We start from the raw sequence: 17,694 nt of genomic DNA, 5'->3' as shown, positions 1-17,694 counted from the left end.
TGACTATCCGAGCACATAATGAGTGAGAAACGATGACTCTGAATCTGGTAAGTGAGCAGTTACTAGCTGCGAACAGAATTAATCAGCAGGACCTTTTTTCCCTGTTAGGGCAGCTTTCAGAACGTCGTCTGGATTATGCCGACCTCTACTTCCAGTCCAGTTTCCATGAATCCTGGGTGCTGGAAGACAAAATCATTAAAGATGGTTCTTACCACATCGACCAGGGTGTCGGTGTGCGTGCAATCAGTGGTGAGAAAACCGGTTTCGCTTACGCAGACCAAATCACCCTGAACGCCCTGCGCCAGTCTTCTGAAGCCGCGCGCAGTATTGTGCGTGAGCAGGGCAATGGCAAAGCGCATACGCTTTCAGCGGTGATCAACCGTTCGCTGTATGCGCCGGTGAATCCGCTGGACAGCCTGACGCGCGAAGACAAAATTGCACTGCTGCATCGTGTTGATACCGTGGCACGTGCGGCCGATCCGCGCGTGCAGGAAGTGAACGCCAGCCTGACAGGCGTTTACGAGCAGGTGCTGGTGGCGGCGACTGATGGCACGCTGGCTGCGGATATCCGTCCGCTGGTGCGTCTGTCGATCAGCGTACAGGTGGAAGATCAGGGGAAACGCGAACGTGGCTCTAGCGGCGGCGGGGCGCGTACCGGCTATGAATTCTTCTATGCCAATGAAAACGGTGATGTCCGTGCCGATGCATGGGCGCGTGAAGCGGTGCGTCTGGCGCTGGTGAATCTCTCTGCCGTGGCTGCGCCAGCGGGCACATTGCCGGTAGTGCTAGGCGCAGGCTGGCCGGGCGTGCTGCTGCATGAAGCCGTCGGTCATGGTCTGGAAGGCGATTTCAACCGCCGTGAAACGTCGGTCTTCAGCGGAAAAATGGGGCAACTGGTGGCGTCTGAACTCTGCACCGTGGTTGACGATGGCACCATCGAAGGCCTGCGCGGCTCACTGGCAGTGGATGACGAAGGCGTGCCAGGCCAGTATAACGTCCTGATCGAAAACGGTGTGCTCAAAGGCTACATGCAGGACAAGCTTAACGCGCGTCTGATGGGGGTTCCGCCAACCGGTAACGGGCGTCGTGAATCCTATGCGCATCTGCCGATGCCGCGTATGACCAACACCTATATGCTGGCAGGAAAATCCACGCCGCAGGACATCATTTCCAGCGTTGAGTATGGGATTTATGCGCCGAACTTTGGTGGTGGTCAGGTGGATATCACCTCCGGCAAGTTTGTCTTCTCAACCTCAGAAGCCTATCTGATTGAAAACGGCAAAGTCACCACGCCGGTGAAAGGTGCAACGCTGATTGGTTCGGGTATTGAAGCGATGCAGCAGATCTCAATGGTCGGTAACGATCTGGCGCTGGATAAAGGCGTTGGCGTGTGCGGTAAAGAGGGGCAAAGTGTGCCGGTCGGCGTCGGCCAGCCAACCCTGAAGCTGGATAAAATCACCGTCGGCGGAACTGCATAATCATTGCTGGTGCGCATCAATGCGCACCTTCCGAATGACAGTAAAGTCTGATGTCCCCATGACGCACCATTCCAAATGGCCGTGGAGTCTGATGATTCCACGGCGGCCTCTACGAATGACCGTAAGTTGATGTTCGCATGGCGGACTCTACAGATTATCGCACAGTCTGAGTTTCCCTATGGCGCACCCTACAAATAGTCGTTTCGCGCATCGTAGGGACACCCTGTATGGCGCCCAGACCGTTAACTCTTACGATGCTGCTGATACTGTTGCGCCACCTGCTTAAAGTACTCGGTCAGATAATCGATACATACCTGCACCTTCAACGGCATCTTGTCTTTCTCGGTATAGAGCGCATACACCGGACGCGGTTCTGAGTGATATTGCGGGAACAGAATATCGATCTCCCCGGCGTTAATCTCATCAATCACCCACATCAGGGGGACATAGGCGATGCCGCAACCGGCTTTCAGCCAGCGAATCAGCGTCTGTGAATCATTGGTGACGAAGCGACCCTGCGGCGTCAATCGCGTCACCAGGCCTTCCGGTGCGACCAGTTCAAAGGTGTTATCCGGGCGTACGCTGTACTCCAGCCATGAAAAATTATCGATTTCACCCGGTTTGTCTGGCGTGCCATGCTGTGCCAGATAACTTTTTGCGGCACAGACCACCATCGGCATCGCGCCCAGTCGGCGTGAGAACAGATTTGAATCTTGCAACGCGCCTACGCGGACCACGAGATCCAAGCCGTTAGCGATCAAATCTGGCGCGGGAATGCCGGTAACCAGATTGACGCTCAGACCAGGATATTCACGTAGCATATCGCTGGTCATGGCAGACAACACATTTTGCGCCATGGTGGAGGAGCAGCCGATACGCAGAATACCGATCGGCGTATTATTAAAGGCATAAAGCTGTTCGTGCACCTGAGACGCTTCAGCCAGCATGCGGCGGCAGCCCTGATAGTAGATCTTACCTGCTTCGGTCAGACCAATACTGCGCGTACTGCGATTTAACAATTTGACCTGCAACTCATCTTCCAGTTTGGCGACAATTTGGCTGATTGACGAAACGCTAAGATGAAGCTGACGTGCCGCGGCGGTAAAAGAACCTAATTCAACCACTTTGGCGAAAATGGACATGCCTTTAAGTCGTTCCATTGTTTACTCTGGCTAAAAAGTGATTTAGCTCACAATATGTAGAAAACGTATAGTCATGCGCGTTACTATACGCACGCTGGGTCTGTTCACCGCACCTTAACACGGCTGTGTTTACACGATGATACGCTATCATTAGCTCAACGCGGCCTGAATGTTGCCATCAGTCTCCCAATCATCCCCTGATTCTCAACCCGACGTGCCATGCGGCATGAGGGCAGGTATCGGTGCAATCCGGCAAGGTCGAACTAAGGAACCGTAATGAGTGTGCTTCCGGTATTTGTCGTATTCGGGCTGAGTTTTCCGCCCATCTTCATTGAACTACTGGTTTCTCTGGCGCTGTTCTGGCTGGTGAAACGCGTGCTGACGCCCAGCGGAATTTATGACCTGGTGTGGCATCCGGCACTTTTTAACACAGCGTTGTATTGCTGCGTGTTTTACCTTGTATCCCGTCTATTCGTCTGAGGTTTTTAAGTGAAAGCGCTCATAAGAAAAATCGCGCGTTACGCGATTACTATCCTGCTGGTTATCATCGCAATCGTGATCATCTTCCGCGCCTGGGTGTTCTACACCGAATCGCCCTGGACGCGTGACGCCAAATTCTCCGCTGATGTGGTGGCGATCTCGCCGGACGTGACCGGCCTTATCACTGACGTGCCGGTGCACGACAACCAGCTGGTGAAACAGGGGGATACGCTGTTTGTCGTGGATCGCCCGCGCTACCAGAAAGCGCTGGATGAAGCCCAGGCGGATGTCGAATATTACCAGGCATTAGTCAATGAAAAGCGTCGTGAAGCGGCGCGCCGTAATCAACTCGGCACCAGTGCCATGTCGCGTGAAGCCATCGACCAGGCTAATAACGATCTGCAAACCAGCGAACATCAGCTGGCAAAATCGGTGGCAACGCGCGATCTGGCGGTGATCGACCTGGATCGCACCACCATCAAAGCGCCTTCAGATGGCTGGGTCACTAACCTGAACGTTTATCAGGGTGAGTTCATCACCCGTGGTTCCGTTGCCGTGGCATTGGTACAGCAGCACTCATTCTATGTGCTGGCTTATATGGAAGAGACCAAGCTGGATGGCGTGCGTCCGGGCTTCCGCGCTGAAATCACCCCGCTGGGCAGTAATACCGTATTGCGCGGCACGGTGGACAGCATCGCGGCGGGCGTGACCAACAGCAGCAGCAGCGTGGACAGCAAAGGTATGGCGACCATCGATTCCAACCTCGAATGGGTACGACTGGCACAGCGCGTACCGGTGCGTATTCGTCTTGACGATCAACCGGGCAACCGTTTCCCGGCGGGCACTACCGCCACGGTAGTGATCACCGGTGATAAAGATCGCCAGACCAAAGTCTCGCCGTTGACGCAGTTCTTTAACCGCCTGCGCGAGTTTGGTTAAGCGAGGGCGTTATGATTGAGTTTTTGCGTTTCCCGGTGAAGCTGACATTTGCGCTGGTTGCGGCGCTGATGATTGGCTTTCACTTTAATCTGGAAACGCCGCGTTGGGCGGTGATGACCGCCGGCATTGTTGCTGGTGGTACCGCCTTTGCTGCGGGGGGCGATCCCTATTCTGGCGCACTGCGCTATCGCGGCATTCTGCGCATCATTGGTACATTTATTGGCTGTATTGCCGCCCTCACTATCATGATCGCTACGGTGCGTGCACCGGTGGTGATGCTGCTGCTGTGCTGTTTATGGGCGGGGATGTGCGTCTGGCTCTCTTCGCTGATTAAGGTCGAGAACTCTTACGCATTGGGACTGGCGGGTTACACTGCACTGATAATCGTGATTACTGCCGATGCCAGTGGCGGTTTAACGCTGGCACCCCAGTTTGCCGTTGAACGTTGCAGTGAAATCGTCATTGGGATTCTGTGTGCGATTCTCGCGGATATGCTGTTTTCGCCGCGCTCGATCAAAAAAGTGATTGATGCTGAAGTCGATTCGCTGCTGGTGGCGCATTACAAACTGCTGCAACTGTGTGTCGCCCACGCGGATAAAGACGAAGTGGATAGAACCTGGAGCGCGCTGGTACGTCGCACCACGGCACTCAACGGCATGCGCAGCCAATTGCTGATGGAATCTTCGCGCTGGAAAAATACCAGCCGCCGGTTACAGATGCTGAATACGCTGTCGCTGACGTTAATTACGCAAGCCGCTGAAACCTTCCTGATTCAAAACGCTCGTCCGGATTATATTCCGACGCAGTATCGCCTGCTGATTGAGAAAGACGTCCATAACGTCGATGACGTGCATAAGCGTATGAAGGTGATGCGTCGTTTGATCAGCGTCAGCAACAAAAATGTGCCGATGACAGTGGCAAGTTGGGTCGGCGCAGCAACAGAGTATCTGCTGCTGATTAATGGTGTGCGCAGCAACAGCCGTATCACCACGCTGGAAGAGAGCATCCTGCAGCGCGAAGTGGTGATTCAGGCACGTTCGGCGGAAACCCATCATGCGATGATCAACGGCGTGCGTACTTTTGTGGCGACCGCGCTCGGCTCTCTGTTTTGGCTCTATACCGGCTGGACTTCGGGTAGTGGCTGTATGGTGATGCTGGCCGTCATCACCGCGCTGGCGATGCGTATGCCGAATCCGTTGATGATGGCGAAAGACTTCTTCTACGGTATGGCCTTCGCCGTACCACTCGGCATGCTCTACTTCATCTATATCCTGCCAGCTACCCAGCAAAGCGCGTTGTTGTTGTGTATCGCGATTGGCGCACTCGGGTTTATCGGCGGTATCTTCGTGCAACGACGCCAGATTGGTACGTTAGGTGCGTTGATTGGCACCATCAATGTGCTGGTGCTGGATAATCCGATGAAATTCGAGTTCAACGTCTTCCTCGATAATGCGTTGGGCCAGTGGATCGGCAGCTTTGTGGCGATGATGGTGATTCTGCTGATTCGCGATAAGTCTAAAGCACGTACCGGCCGTAAGCTGCTGAATCGCTTTATGTATGCGGCTGTGGCGGCCTTGACCACCAATCAGGCGCGCCGTCGCGAGAATCATCTGCCCGCGCTCTATCAGCAGCTGTTCCTGCTGCTTAATCTGTTCCCCGGCGATATCGACAAATACCGCATCGCGCTGACGCTGATTATCGGTCATCAGCGACTGCGTAATGCCGAAGTGCCGGTTAACGCGGAGCTTTCGGCTTATCACCGCCAGTTGCGTTATACCGCCGATCGCGTGATTTCAGCCACCAGCGATGACAAGCGGCGCTACTACTTTGAGCGTTTGTTGAAGGAACTGGAGATTTATCAGGAAAAGCTCCATCACTATTCGGCACCGGAGAGCGTTACCGAACCGGTGAAACGGCTCTCGTTGATGCTGGATAAATACCAAAACACCCTCATCCAAATCTGAAATCGGCCGCTGCACGTTGCAGCGGCCTTTTTGATCCCACGCTGACACAAAACCCGATGATATTGGCATCTATACTTTCCTGACAGGATGCAAACTAGCAGGAGAAGAATAATGTCCACCTCTCTACAACAACACGCGCTGTTCAAAACCGGCTATTTCGCTGCGGGCCAGTGGCACAACGCCAGTGCCACCTTTGACGTCACTAATCCGGCAACCGGCGAAGTGCTGGCAAAAGTCGCACGCGCGGGTAAGGCGGAAACCGAGCGGGCCATCGCTGCCGCTCAGCAGGCTTTTCCGGCATGGCGTGATAAAACCGCGAAACAGCGCGCGGAGATCCTTAATCGCTGGTATCAACTGATCATCGAGAACAAAAGCTGGCTCGGGCAACTGATGACCGCCGAGCAGGGCAAACCCCTGAAAGAAGCCGAAGGCGAAGTCGAGTACGCCGCCAGCTTTATTCAATGGTTTGCCGAGCAAGCTAAACGTGCCAACGGCGAAATCATCCCGCCGGCGAAACCGGGTTCGCGCATTCTGGCAACACGTGAACCGATTGGTGTGGTGGCGGCTATCACGCCGTGGAATTTCCCAATGGCGATGCTGACACGCAAACTGGGCCCGGCGCTGGCAGCAGGCTGCACTGGCATCATCAAACCGGCGAACAACACCCCGCTGTGTGCCTTTGCGTTAGTCGCGCTGGCGCAGGAAGCGGGCGTACCCGACGGCGTATTGAATGCGGTGGCGGGCGATACCCATGCCATCAGCGACGCCATTATGTCGAGTCCGGCGGTGCGTAAAATCTCGTTCACCGGTTCAACCGCCGTGGGCAAAACGCTGATGCGCAATGCCGCGGACACCATGAAGAAAGTCTCGATGGAGCTGGGTGGCAATGCGCCTTATATCGTGTTTGAGGATGCAGATATTGATGCGGCGGTACAGGGCGCCATTGCTAACAAATTCCGCAACGCAGGACAGGTGTGCGTCAGCGTGAACCGCTTCTATGTGCACAATTCGGTCTACGATCGTTTCGTCAATCAACTGGCCGATGCCGTGGGCAAGCTGAAAGTGGGTAATGGCGTCGAGGAAGGCGTGATAGTCGGTCCGCTGATCGAGCCGTCGGCGCTGGAAAAAGTAGAAGAGCACGTGAAGGATGCGCTGAGCAAAGGCGGTAAGTTGCTGATTGGCGGCGAGCGTCATCCGCTGGGAGGCAACTTCTGGCAGCCGACGGTGATTGCCGAGGCGCATGAGGGGATGAAGCTGGCCCAGGAAGAGACCTTTGGTCCTGTCGCTGCCTGTTTCCGCTTTGATGATGAAGCCGATGTCATCCAGCGCGCCAATAACACCGAATATGGTTTGGCCGCCTATTTCTATACGCAAAATCTGCAGCGGGTGTTCCGCGTCTCGGCGGCGCTGGAGGCCGGGATGATTGGCATTAATGAGTGTGCCGTATCCACTGAACTGGCACCGTTTGGCGGTGTAAAAGAGTCCGGTTTGGGACGTGAAGGATCGGTGCTGGGAATGGAAGAGTACCTGGAAGTAAAAGCGCTGCATATTGGTGGGCTTGCCTGACGGGCGGCCCTGCCTGCAAGAGGGAATCACGATGAGAACCGAGCGTTTTGATTTTGACGAAATCGTCGATCAAGCCCATTTCTATCGCCAGTTCAGCGATCGTTTTGCGCTGGCGGATCTCGCCATCAGCGATCTTGACGATCTTTGGGATGCGATCCTGGGGGAGCAGTTGCCGCTGCCGCTGGAAATTGAGTTTGTGAATCTGGGTACAGGGCAGAAACGCCGGTATGGCGCATTAATCCTGCTGTTTGATGAAGCAGAAGAGGAGCTGGAAGGCCAGCTCCGCTTTAATGTGAAGTGACAAGCCGAAAAAGGGCCCCGGCGAGCGGGGCCAAAGGGTTCGTCAGAATTGACGAGGAATTATTTGTACAGCTCAGCGGTCACGTGATAGCTGTCACCGGTTTTTGCTTCAATCACTTTATAGGCACTGGCACCTTGCTCATCGGCTTTCTGTGAAAGCTCAGCACGGTAATCCATTGGCGAGCCGCCGGTACCGCTGATGGTGATAGTGCTGCCGGTAGGTTGCAGATTTTGCGCCTGCTCATTCGTCACCAATTGAGCGGCTGATGCACCAAAGGCAAACAGGGAAAGAAGGCTGGCGGCTGCGATGGTTGCTTTGATTTTCATAATTTTTCTCCTCGTTGTAATCAACAACCTGCGGCAAAAAGTGGGTGAGGCGGGTCGTCGATCAATTGTCTGGCGCCGTTCAGGCGCCCGACGTTCGATTTAGTCTTATTTGTACAGTTCTGCAGTCACGTGGAAGGTGTCGCCACGATTATTCTCAATGATGCGGTAATGGCTGGCACCCTGAGCATCGGCTTTCTGCGACAGTTCCTGACGGACGTTGGTCTGATCACCGTCAACACCGCTTACGCTGATGGTCTGATTCAACGGTTGCAGTTGCTCGGCTTGTTCGTTAGAAACCAGGCTGGCGGCACTGGCACCGAAGGACAATACGGAAGCCAGACCTACGATGGCGATAGCTAATTTGGTTTTCATGATTCACTCTCCTGAAATGGGGTTTGGCAACCTGAGAGGCAAATGCGTCTCAAACGGGTCGCCGTTCACACTGCGTCTTGTTCAGCAAACTTATTTATAAAGTTCAGCGGTGGCGTGATAGCTGTCGCCGGTATTCGCTTCGATCACACGGTAGGCTTTAGCGCCTTCCTGATCGGCTTTGGCATTCAGCTGCTCATGGATATCCATCGGAGAACCGCCCACGCCGCTCACACTGATGGTGCCGGCAGGTTGCAGATTCGCTGCCTGTTGGGCATTGATAGAATCTGCTGCAAAAGCACCAAATGACAGGGCAGATAGAACACTCAGGGTTGCGATAGTAGTTTTAACGTTCATGGTATTTTTCCTCGTCTTCTGTTTTTATCTTTTTCTTTCGTGTGATTTGCATCACGAAAACAAGTATAGATCTAATCACCCATGAAATTAATATCTAGCTAATAATGTTTGGTTGTTATTCTTTATCCTTATGGCACCTTTTTAGAACTGGAAGTTATTAAAACCGGTTGATTCTTAACCATTGGCTGTTATTTATTCGTAAAAACAATGATCTGCATCAAATTATCTTTTCGTGCGAAAGATCATGGTCGATCCCGCTGGCTGATACGTCGTAAGAAGCTATAACCACTGAGCACAATATGTAAAGCAGTGTAAAATAGCGCGAATGGTTAAGAAGGGGAAAAGGTCGTACCAATATTTCGTCGGATGCAGAACCGGCAGCTATATCGATAACTTATTATTAAAAAAGGATTTTGTAACAAGCGTGGCGGGTAACGGATCATCAGGAAGGATGTTACCGGCAGATGATCTGCCGGTTAAGACCAGGGTTTTATAGTTCCTGTTCGAATAAAACCAGCACGGCATCGTGCAGCTGTTTAACGGAGAAACTACGCGCAGGGGTAATAAAGATGGTGTCATCCCCCGCGATAGTACCGAGAATGCCTTCCGCTTTACCGAGTGAATCCAGCAGGCGTGCAATCAACTGTGCGGCACCCGGGCTGGTGTGAATCACCACTAAGGCATCGTTGTAATCGATATCCAGCACCAGATTCTTCAATGGGCTGGTGGTGGTCGGCACGCCAAGTTCGGCTGGCAAACAATAAACCATTTCCATTTTGGCATTACGGGTGCGCACGGCACCAAACTTTGTCAGCATACGAGAAACTTTTGACTGGTTGATGTTCTCGAAGCCGTCTTCCTGCAGCGCCTGTACGATTTCGCCCTGAGAGCTGAATTTTTCTTCTTTTAATAACGCTTTGAACGCTTTGATCAAGTCGTCTTGTTTTGATGGGTTTCGCATAAGCTACCAATAAAAGAGGGGTGCAGCAGGCAACAGGCCAGCAGCAGATAAATTATTATGCATTTAGATGAATTTTTATGCAATAAGCGTAGTGAGCGAATCGCGCTAATCAACTGCGGACAGGTATCATAGCAGAGTTTTGTGTTGCGCCAAAATCGCGGGCTGACGCGCAAAGCGAAGGTTGCAATGTTGTTATAGTATTGAAGTGGTAACAACTATATCGATGATCATTGCCGTCCATTGTCTTCTGGCTGCGATTGTATCATTCAGGCGACTTCTGAAGTGGAGATGTCTCGGGAGCCGATTGCGGCGTCATGTTATTGCGCGACAGGTTTGTCGCTATCGCCTGAGAAGTTGATTAAACTCGTAACCTGATGGATTTTCGGCATATCTCTGCCCCACCTTCATAAGGAGTTCAGGATGAAAGTTGCCGTTCTCGGTGCAGCCGGTGGTATTGGCCAGGCGCTCGCACTGCTGCTCAAAACTCAATTACCCGCAGGTTCCGCTCTCTCACTTTATGATATCGCCCCGGTCACGCCCGGGGTGGCGGTTGATCTCAGCCATATTCCTACCTCTGTGAAGGTGGAAGGGTTTAGTGGCGAAGACGCGACACCTGCGCTGCAGGGAGCCGATATTGTGCTGATTTCTGCGGGTGTGGCACGTAAACCCGGCATGGATCGCGCCGACCTGTTTAACGTTAACGCGGGCATTGTACGTAACCTGATCGAGCAGGTTGCCAGCACCGCGCCGAAAGCGCTGATTGGCGTCATTACCAATCCGGTTAACACCACGGTGGCGATTGCAGCTGAAGTGCTGAAAAAAGCCGGCGTGTATGACAAGAACCGTCTGTTTGGTGTCTCAACCCTCGACATTATCCGCGCCAACACCTTTGTTGCAGCGTTGAAAGGCAAGCAGCCCACCGAGATCGAGGTCCCGGTGGTGGGCGGTCACTCAGGCGTGACAATTTTGCCGCTGCTGTCGCAGGTTAAAGGCATCAGCTTCAGCGAACAGGAAGTGGCTGACCTTACTAAGCGTATTCAAAACGCCGGCACCGAAGTGGTGGAAGCGAAAGCTGGTGGTGGATCGGCGACCTTGTCCATGGGGCAGGCTGCTGCGCGCTTTGGTCTATCACTGGTGCGTGCGCTGCAGGGCGAAGCAAACGTGGTCGAATGCGCTTATGTTGAAGGGGACGGTGAGTATGCGCGCTTCTTCTCCCAGCCGCTGCTCATCGGCAAGAACGGTATCGTGGAACGCCGCCCGTTGGGTTCTTTGAGTGCGTTTGAACAGCAGGCGCTTAACGGGATGCTGGATACGCTGAAGAAAGATATCGCGCAGGGCGAAGAGTTTGTGAAGTAACGCTCAGCAGAAAAAACAACGCCCGGTGATTGCCGGGCGTTGTCATTTATAAGCCGCCAGATTTAAAGGTCTGGCTGGACGGTGAGCCATTGCTGGCCGGTGTTTTACGTCCCAGCGTTTCCATACGCACCTGGAATGGTGGGAACGGCATCTCAATACCGTGCTCTTCAAAGCCGCGCAGAATCAACTGATGCAACTCATGACGCAGTGGCATGCGGTGGCCCATCTCAGCTGCGTGCACACGCAATTCAAACAGCTGAATACCTTGCTGCAAGTCTACCAGGAACACATCCGGTGCGGGCATATCCAGCACGTAGGTACAGCGCTCGGCCGCCTGCTTGAGAATGTTGGTGACTTCATCACTGTTGACGTGTGCCGGAGCCGGGATGGTCAGCACCACGCGCGTGACAGAATCCGACAACGACCAGTTAACGAACTGCTCAGTGATAAAGGCCTTGTTCGGCACAATGATCTCTTTACGGTCCCAATCGGTAATCGTGGTGGCGCGGGTATTGATGCGGGTAATGCTACCGGTCAAATCGCGAATGGTGACGGTATCGCCAATACGGATCGGCTTTTCGAACAGGATAATCAGGCCAGAAATAAAGTTGGCGAAGATCTCCTGCATACCAAAGCCCAGTCCCAAACCTAATGCGGCGACAAGCCACTGCAGCTTTGCCCACTCAACGCCAATAATCGAGAATCCGACTAATCCGCCAATCAGCATCAGCACGTATTTGGTCAGGGTAGTAATGGCATAACCGGTGCCAGGTGACAGGCTAATGTGTTGCAGCAACGCCAGTTCCAGCAGGGCAGGCATATTACGCACCAGCTGAGTGGTGATAATGAACACCAGAATGGCAATCAGCACCGCGCCCAGCGTAATCGGCTGCACGCTCTCCACGCCCTGCACTGTGGTGCTGGCATCCCACAGTGGGATGTTGTCGAGGAAACTAAAGGCCGAGTGAATTTCCGACCACAGCACAATCACCGACACCAGCGCAATCAACGTTAGAATTGAGCGCACCAGGCGCAATGACTGCGCGCTGATCTCATCCAAATCCAGGCTCGGCTCTTCAATTTCGATGGTATCGGCGTTGGCGGGCGTTTGTTGATCTTTCTCTTCTTCGCTGCGCGCACGGTTCGCCAGCATATCGGCACGGCGTTGGCGGGCACGATCAAAGGCGATGCGGCGACGTTGGATCAGCATCCAGCGGCGAATGATGTGATAAATAACCAGCAGGAAGAACCAAATGCCCACCGAGGTTTCCAGACGCGCCAGCAGAGCCTGCGCGGTCGCCAGATAACCAATACAGGAAGCCAGTGCCGCCACCAGCGGGATGGCAATCATCAGGTTCCACAGAATGCGGTTAACGAAGTTGTCGCCGTTGCCTTCTTTATCCAGATACAGCGGAATCCCTGCGCGTTTGAGGCTGACGGTGACAATACTTAACGCACCACAAATCAGGATAAAGCACAGGCGACCGAGCGTGCCGGAAAACTGCGGATCGTCGAGATTGGCAAAAGCAATCAGCAGCATGATCAGCGGCACAATCAGGCCAACCGTCAGCGAGTAATAACGCATGGCACGCGCCACGCGCGCTTGTGGCCAGCGGAAGTGCACCACAAATAGCCCATCATGACGCGCAAAAGCAGCACTGATCATAAAGGCCCACAGCAGCGGCAGCGTGGCAGTGATGCCATCTCCAATCGCAACGGCAAACGGATAAGGCCAGGCATGCTGCAAACCAAAGCCCAGCGCGGCCCACAATACCGGCAGCGGCACGGCGACCAGAATCGACCAGAACACGGTGCGCAACGTCAGGCTAAAGCGGTCCTGGGTCACTTTGCCCACTTTGCTGGCGGAACGCGCCATAAAGGCATTGTAATGACGGCGCGAGCTGATGCTAAAGCCCACCAACAGCAATGCGCAGATGATTGGCATCACGGTTTCTTTGCTGGTAAACATCATCGCCAGCGCTTTACCGAGTTGCCCTAAGGTATCCAGCGACAGCAGGCGGGTTAAGTCACGCGCCACGTCAATCGGATACTTCAAATCGATGGCGCTGACATCCGCCGTCCAGAACAAATAACGGTGGGTGGCTTCCTTCACTTCACCCAGGGCGTCCTGCAACTGCGTGTTCGACACCTTCAGCTTGGTGATTTCCAGAATCAGTGTATCGCAGCCGGAGATCAGTGAGTTGAGCAGCTCGCGCTGGGTTTTCAGCTGGGCATCAAGAATACGGGTTTGCTCGCTGGTGAACGGCGTGCCGTCATCTTGCTTCTCTTTGCGCAGATCCTTTTGCCGCTCCAGCAAATCTTCATAATGCAGCCGTTGCACCCGCAGTTGGCCCATCTCACTGTCTATCTGCTGCGACTTCGGCATATCCGGCAATCGGGCGACTTGCGCACGTAAGGCTTCACCCAGCAGATTCGAGGCGCCCAGCCATTGTGATTGTTCGCGCAGGGTACTGAGCGCCTGGCGTACCTGTAGCGTTTGATTGGTGGCCAGACGTTGCTGCGAAGCGACCAAATCCATACGCTGAGCTTGCGCATTCAGGTCGGCTGAAAGTTCACGGTTGACGCGGAATTGATCGCTGATCGAAGCCGGTAAATCGCCGCTGTTTTCCGCCAACTGCTCGGTGCGTTCCAGCGCCAGTTCCGCTTCGCGTTGACGCTGGTTATTCAACTGATTGCGCAGCGATTGCAGGTAGTTATCCAGTTGCGTGGCTTTGCGCTGATGCACTTCCGCCCGCATGCGCGCCAGCTCCTGGCGATTGTTGGCGGAGAGCTGTGCCAGTTCTAACTCATCGACACGGGCTTTATTGGCAGCATTTTCGGCCAGGCGGGCATAAATCTGCGCCTGAGCCAGCGGCGTGGCGGCCGCTGAAAAGCCCTGAGCGCGGCGATCGCTTTCGGTCATCGCCCGGCGAGCATCGGTTTGCTGCTGCGGTAACTGTGAAAGTGAATCGCTAATCTCACGTGCGCGATCCTGCTCCTGTTGCGCCTGACGCCCTTCTTCCAGTAGCTGGCTGCTGATTTGCAGGATTTCCTGATCCAGCTCGGCGCTGCTCATGTTATTGCGCACCGTTTTACTGCTGTCGGTCAGTGTGGCGATCTGCTGACGCAGTTCACGTGCCAGCCGCGGAAAATCATCAATCACCTGCTGATACTGTTTAGCGCGCTCCAGCGATTCATCGCGCTCAGTGAGGAAATTGATGGCTGCTTCAATGGCCTGAACTTGCTCAGCTTGAGCAGGAGAGGCTTTGGCGGATTTGGCCGCATCCAGTTCCTGCTTCAACTGACTCGCGGGGGGAACGGTGGCTGCCAATACAGAACTGCTGAGCACCAGGCTCAGCAGTAGAGAGAGAAGAACGCGCACGGGAGAGGTTCCGGTTATTCAGCGAGCGGGGCGCTGTCGCCGGGCTGCGGCAGGGCAATCGCCAGCGGTTGGCCAAGACGGGTTTTACTCTCGGCTTCGAGACTTTCCGCCAGCTTCACGCGGCCCGGTGCGAACAGGTTAATCACCGTCGAACCGAGTTTGAAACGCCCCATTTCCTGACCTTTCAACAACACAACGGCGCCGTCGTGATCCGCTGAAGGATAACGCCAGCGTTTAATCACCCCTTCACGTGGTGGCGTAATGGTGCCCGCCCACACGGTTTCGATGCTGCCGACAATGGTCGCACCCACCAGAATCTGTACCATCGGGCCATGATCGGTATCGAAGACGCAGATCACACGCTCATTGCGTGCAAACAGGTTCGGGATGTTACGTGCTGTCAGTGGGTTCACAGAATAGAGATCGCCCGGCACATAAATCATTTCACGCAGTATGCCGTTACACGGCATGTGCACACGGTGGTAATCGCGCGGAGCAAGATAGGTAGTGATGAACTCACCATCGACGAACTTCTCTGCCAGATCGTCGTTACCGGCCAGCAGGGCCTGCAGCGAATAGTAATGGCCTTTCGCCTGGAAGATCTGATCGCCTTCAATGCGGCCTAACTGGCTCACCGCGCCATCAGCTGGCAGCGCCAGCAGGGTGGCATCCGGGTCAATCGGGCGCGCGCCCTCTTTTAATGGACGCACGAAGAAATCATTAAAGGTGCGATAGCTACCGGTGTGGGGTTTGCTGGCTTCCGCCATATCCACTTTGTAGTACCAGACAAACATGTCGATGACCGCTTTGGTCAGCCAGCCACCGCGACGACTGGCGCCCCAGCCGGCAAGTTCGGTCAGCCCTTTTTTAGGCAGAATATGATTCAGGCCGAGTTTAAAACGATCAAACACCGTTGCCTCCTGGCTTAATTACGCTTGGTTTACACAAAAGGGGGGCGGATTGTAGCAGCGCCCCGGTCAGTTGGCGAATGTGCCGTTGTACCCGTTAATCTTCGCTGGCGGAAAAGTTTTTACGCGTTTTTACCTGCGCCATACTCTCCAGAATCCGGTGGTAGTTATCGAAGCGCGAGATGTTAATCGTCCCTTCTTCTACCGCTTCGCGAATGGCACAGCCGGGATCGGTATCATGCTTGCAGTCGCGGAAACGGCAACCGCCGATAAACTCACGGAATTCGACAAATCCACGGGTGATTTGTTCCGGCTCCAGATGCCATAAACCGAATTCACGTACGCCTGGAGAATCGATCACGTCGCCGCCGTGCGGGAAGTGATACAGGCGCGAAGCGGTGGTGGTGTGCTGGCCCAGACCGGAGTTATCAGACACATCGTTGGTCAGAATCTCATCGCCCGCCAATTCCAGTCCCAACAGGTTGTTCAGCAAACTGGATTTACCCACGCCTGATTGACCGGCAAAAATGCTCACGCGATCGGTTAAGGCCTGTTCCAGCTCCGCCAGGCCATCTTTGGCACGGCTGGAAACCATCAACACGCGATAGCCAATTTTACGATAGATATCCATCTGCTCATCGACAAACGCGCGGGCTTCCGCGTCGAGCAGATCAGTTTTGTTCAGTACCAGCAGCGGCTCAACGCCCAGGGTTTCACTGGCCACCAGATAACGATCGATGATATTGAGCGACAGCTCCGGCAGGATCGCCGATACAATGATGATCTGATCGATGTTGGCCGCAATCGGTTTGACGCCATCATAGAAATCCGGACGCGTCAGCACCGTTTTACGTTCATGAACCGCTTCCACGATGCCTTTACCGCCGCCAATCGCCGCACGCCACAGCACACGGTCGCCGGTGACCAGCGAGCGAATGGTGCGACGGATATTGCAGCGATGCACTTCGCCTACGCCGTCTTCCACATCTGCGTGCATGCCGAAACGGCTGATCACCACGCCTTCGCTCGCTTCTCCAAACAGGTTGTCATCCGGTTCCGGCTTTTCATTCCGTTGCTGCAGACGACGCTGATGGTTAGCGCTTACGCGACGTTGTTGACCCTTCGACAGTTTATTTTTGCTCACGCATCCTCTCACGGCTTTCGCCAGGCTTCGCCCCGCTGGGCAAAACGTCTATGATACACCTGAAACGAGTGTAATGACGACTTTGGCAACAGGCGGGAAACGCATGACAGCTGGAAATGAAAATAATCTGATTTGGATCGACCTGGAAATGACCGGATTGGATCCGGAGCAGGATCGCATTATTGAGATCGCCACGATCGTCACCGATGCCAACCTGAATATCCTGGCAGAAGGCCCGGTGTTTGCGGTGCATCAGTCTGATGAGCAATTGGCATTGATGGATGAGTGGAATGTGCGTACGCACACCCACAGTGGCCTGGTAGAACGTGTGAAAGCCAGCCAATACGACGACCGTGCTGCAGAGCTGGCGACCATCGAATTTCTCAAGCAGTGGGTTCCGGCTAACACTTCTCCGATTTGCGGCAACAGCATTGGCCAGGATCGTCGCTTCCTGTTCAAATACATGCCGGAGCTGGAAGCCTACTTCCATTACCGTTATCTGGATGTCAGCACGCTGAAAGAACTGGCGCGTCGCTGGAAACCCGATATCCTGCCGGGCTTCAAAAAAGCGGGCAGTCACCAGGCGCTGGATGATATCCGCGAGTCCGTTGCCGAGTTGGCGTACTACCGCGAACACTTCTTGCAGCTTTAATCGCCTAAGGGTGCGCAGGAAATCATCAGGTTGCTGATTAAATCAGCAAACGCACTGAAAGCGCAAAATTTTGCTTTTAGACTCTTGCGACTGAAAGGATTTCTCGTATAATGCGCACCCCGTACCGGTGAAGAATTTATTACGGTGCGCAGCAGTAACGCGAAGTTCCAGAATCAAGTATTTCGGTTTGCGGCAAGGCAGCAACTGAACGAATCACAGAGAGCTTACGTCAGTAAGTAACCTGTGTGAGTGAAGGAAGCTAACGCGGCAGCAAATTGAAAGACGAAGATTATGCGGGAATAGCTCAGTTGGTAGAGCACGACCTTGCCAAGGTCGGGGTCGCGAGTTCGAGTCTCGTTTCCCGCTCCA

The 17,694-nt window shown here is 54.1% G+C and carries 16 protein-coding genes and 1 tRNA gene; 9 read left to right on the top strand and 8 right to left on the bottom strand.

What is annotated here, in order from left to right:
- Positions 1-32: 32 nt before the first annotated feature.
- Positions 33-1,478 (top strand): metalloprotease TldD, encoded by a 1,446-nt coding sequence (gene tldD, locus AC1MDE_RS25300; protein ID WP_480345173.1) that lies wholly within the window; start codon positions 33-35, stop codon positions 1,476-1,478.
- Between the two features lie 242 nt (positions 1,479-1,720).
- On the opposite strand, the gene aaeR is transcribed toward tldD, so the two are convergent.
- Entirely contained in the window at positions 1,721-2,638 is a 918-nt protein-coding gene (aaeR, locus tag AC1MDE_RS25295) for an HTH-type transcriptional activator AaeR (protein ID WP_038644372.1), read from the bottom strand.
- A 258-nt stretch (positions 2,639-2,896) separates the two neighbouring features.
- Here aaeR and aaeX point away from each other — a divergent pair, with 258 nt between their 5' ends.
- The 5 genes from aaeX to AC1MDE_RS25270 all read left to right on the top strand — a co-directional run bounded on the left by aaeX (position 2,897) and on the right by AC1MDE_RS25270 (position 7,870).
- The gene (gene aaeX, locus AC1MDE_RS25290; RefSeq protein WP_021508145.1) at positions 2,897-3,100 is read left to right on the top strand and encodes a p-hydroxybenzoic acid efflux pump operon protein AaeX; all 204 of its coding nucleotides are present in this window, start codon (positions 2,897-2,899) and stop codon (positions 3,098-3,100) included.
- A gap of 9 nt (positions 3,101-3,109) precedes the next feature.
- The gene (aaeA, locus tag AC1MDE_RS25285; protein WP_058959562.1) at positions 3,110-4,039 is read left to right on the top strand and encodes a p-hydroxybenzoic acid efflux pump subunit AaeA; all 930 of its coding nucleotides are present in this window, start codon (positions 3,110-3,112) and stop codon (positions 4,037-4,039) included.
- An 11-nt stretch (positions 4,040-4,050) separates the two neighbouring features.
- Positions 4,051-6,003, top strand: a complete 1,953-nt coding sequence (gene aaeB, locus AC1MDE_RS25280) for a p-hydroxybenzoic acid efflux pump subunit AaeB (protein WP_058959561.1) — start codon at positions 4,051-4,053, stop codon at positions 6,001-6,003.
- Positions 6,004-6,114: 111 nt separating this feature from the next.
- Positions 6,115-7,569, top strand: a complete 1,455-nt coding sequence (locus tag AC1MDE_RS25275) for an NAD-dependent succinate-semialdehyde dehydrogenase (protein WP_479401414.1) — start codon at positions 6,115-6,117, stop codon at positions 7,567-7,569.
- A 31-nt stretch (positions 7,570-7,600) separates the two neighbouring features.
- Complete coding sequence (locus AC1MDE_RS25270) at positions 7,601-7,870, top strand: barstar family protein (protein WP_034831139.1); 270 nt, start codon at positions 7,601-7,603, stop codon at positions 7,868-7,870.
- Between the two features lie 59 nt (positions 7,871-7,929).
- Here AC1MDE_RS25270 and yhcN (AC1MDE_RS25265) read toward each other — a convergent pair whose 3' ends face one another.
- The 4 genes from yhcN (AC1MDE_RS25265) to argR form a co-directional block, all read right to left on the bottom strand.
- Complete coding sequence (gene yhcN, locus AC1MDE_RS25265) at positions 7,930-8,196, bottom strand: peroxide/acid stress response protein YhcN (RefSeq protein WP_058959559.1); 267 nt, start codon at positions 8,194-8,196, stop codon at positions 7,930-7,932.
- A 105-nt stretch (positions 8,197-8,301) separates the two neighbouring features.
- A complete protein-coding gene (locus tag AC1MDE_RS25260) occupies positions 8,302-8,568 on the bottom strand; it encodes a YdgH/BhsA/McbA-like domain containing protein (RefSeq protein WP_034831135.1) in 267 nt (88 codons plus the stop codon).
- 90 nt (positions 8,569-8,658) lie between these two features.
- Positions 8,659-8,922 (bottom strand): peroxide/acid stress response protein YhcN, encoded by a 264-nt coding sequence (gene yhcN / locus AC1MDE_RS25255; RefSeq protein WP_034831133.1) that lies wholly within the window; start codon positions 8,920-8,922, stop codon positions 8,659-8,661.
- A gap of 490 nt (positions 8,923-9,412) precedes the next feature.
- Positions 9,413-9,883 (bottom strand): transcriptional regulator ArgR, encoded by a 471-nt coding sequence (argR, locus tag AC1MDE_RS25250; RefSeq protein WP_034831131.1) that lies wholly within the window; start codon positions 9,881-9,883, stop codon positions 9,413-9,415.
- Between the two features lie 420 nt (positions 9,884-10,303).
- Here argR and mdh point away from each other — a divergent pair, with 420 nt between their 5' ends.
- Positions 10,304-11,239: a malate dehydrogenase gene (gene mdh, locus AC1MDE_RS25245; RefSeq protein ID WP_058959557.1), complete on the top strand. Its 936-nt coding sequence runs from the start codon at positions 10,304-10,306 to the stop codon at positions 11,237-11,239.
- Positions 11,240-11,285: 46 nt separating this feature from the next.
- Here the strand turns inward: mdh and mscM are convergent, their stop codons facing one another.
- From mscM to rsgA, 3 genes are all read right to left on the bottom strand, one after another.
- Entirely contained in the window at positions 11,286-14,621 is a 3,336-nt protein-coding gene (mscM, locus tag AC1MDE_RS25240) for a miniconductance mechanosensitive channel MscM (protein WP_058959556.1), read from the bottom strand.
- Between the two features lie 14 nt (positions 14,622-14,635).
- Entirely contained in the window at positions 14,636-15,532 is an 897-nt protein-coding gene (asd, locus tag AC1MDE_RS25235; RefSeq protein WP_034829399.1) for an archaetidylserine decarboxylase, read from the bottom strand.
- Between the two features lie 94 nt (positions 15,533-15,626).
- Positions 15,627-16,673, bottom strand: a complete 1,047-nt coding sequence (gene rsgA, locus AC1MDE_RS25230) for a small ribosomal subunit biogenesis GTPase RsgA (RefSeq protein WP_034829385.1) — start codon at positions 16,671-16,673, stop codon at positions 15,627-15,629.
- A 103-nt stretch (positions 16,674-16,776) separates the two neighbouring features.
- Between rsgA and orn the strand changes: the two genes are divergently transcribed.
- Entirely contained in the window at positions 16,777-17,325 is a 549-nt protein-coding gene (orn, locus tag AC1MDE_RS25225) for an oligoribonuclease (protein WP_479401416.1), read from the top strand.
- Between the two features lie 293 nt (positions 17,326-17,618).
- Positions 17,619-17,694, top strand: a tRNA-Gly gene (locus tag AC1MDE_RS25220).

The organism is Pantoea folii (genome assembly GCF_056678875.1).
This window is presented reverse-complemented; position numbering and strand designations above follow the sequence as displayed.

Excerpts from the sequence above, each read along its gene's own strand:
- tldD (WP_480345173.1), top strand. The coding sequence starts at position 33 with ATGACTCTGAATCTGGTAAGTGAGCAGTTACTAGCTGCGAACAGAATT.
- aaeR (WP_038644372.1), bottom strand. The coding sequence starts at position 2,638 with ATGGAACGACTTAAAGGCATGTCCATTTTCGCCAAAGTGGTTGAATTA.
- aaeX (WP_021508145.1), top strand. The coding sequence starts at position 2,897 with ATGAGTGTGCTTCCGGTATTTGTCGTATTCGGGCTGAGTTTTCCGCCC.
- aaeB (WP_058959561.1), top strand. The coding sequence starts at position 4,051 with ATGATTGAGTTTTTGCGTTTCCCGGTGAAGCTGACATTTGCGCTGGTT.
- AC1MDE_RS25275 (WP_479401414.1), top strand. The coding sequence starts at position 6,115 with ATGTCCACCTCTCTACAACAACACGCGCTGTTCAAAACCGGCTATTTC.
- AC1MDE_RS25270 (WP_034831139.1), top strand. The coding sequence starts at position 7,601 with ATGAGAACCGAGCGTTTTGATTTTGACGAAATCGTCGATCAAGCCCAT.
- yhcN (WP_058959559.1), bottom strand. The coding sequence starts at position 8,196 with ATGAAAATCAAAGCAACCATCGCAGCCGCCAGCCTTCTTTCCCTGTTT.
- AC1MDE_RS25260 (WP_034831135.1), bottom strand. The coding sequence starts at position 8,568 with ATGAAAACCAAATTAGCTATCGCCATCGTAGGTCTGGCTTCCGTATTG.
- yhcN (WP_034831133.1), bottom strand. The coding sequence starts at position 8,922 with ATGAACGTTAAAACTACTATCGCAACCCTGAGTGTTCTATCTGCCCTG.
- argR (WP_034831131.1), bottom strand. The coding sequence starts at position 9,883 with ATGCGAAACCCATCAAAACAAGACGACTTGATCAAAGCGTTCAAAGCG.
- mdh (WP_058959557.1), top strand. The coding sequence starts at position 10,304 with ATGAAAGTTGCCGTTCTCGGTGCAGCCGGTGGTATTGGCCAGGCGCTC.
- orn (WP_479401416.1), top strand. The coding sequence starts at position 16,777 with ATGACAGCTGGAAATGAAAATAATCTGATTTGGATCGACCTGGAAATG.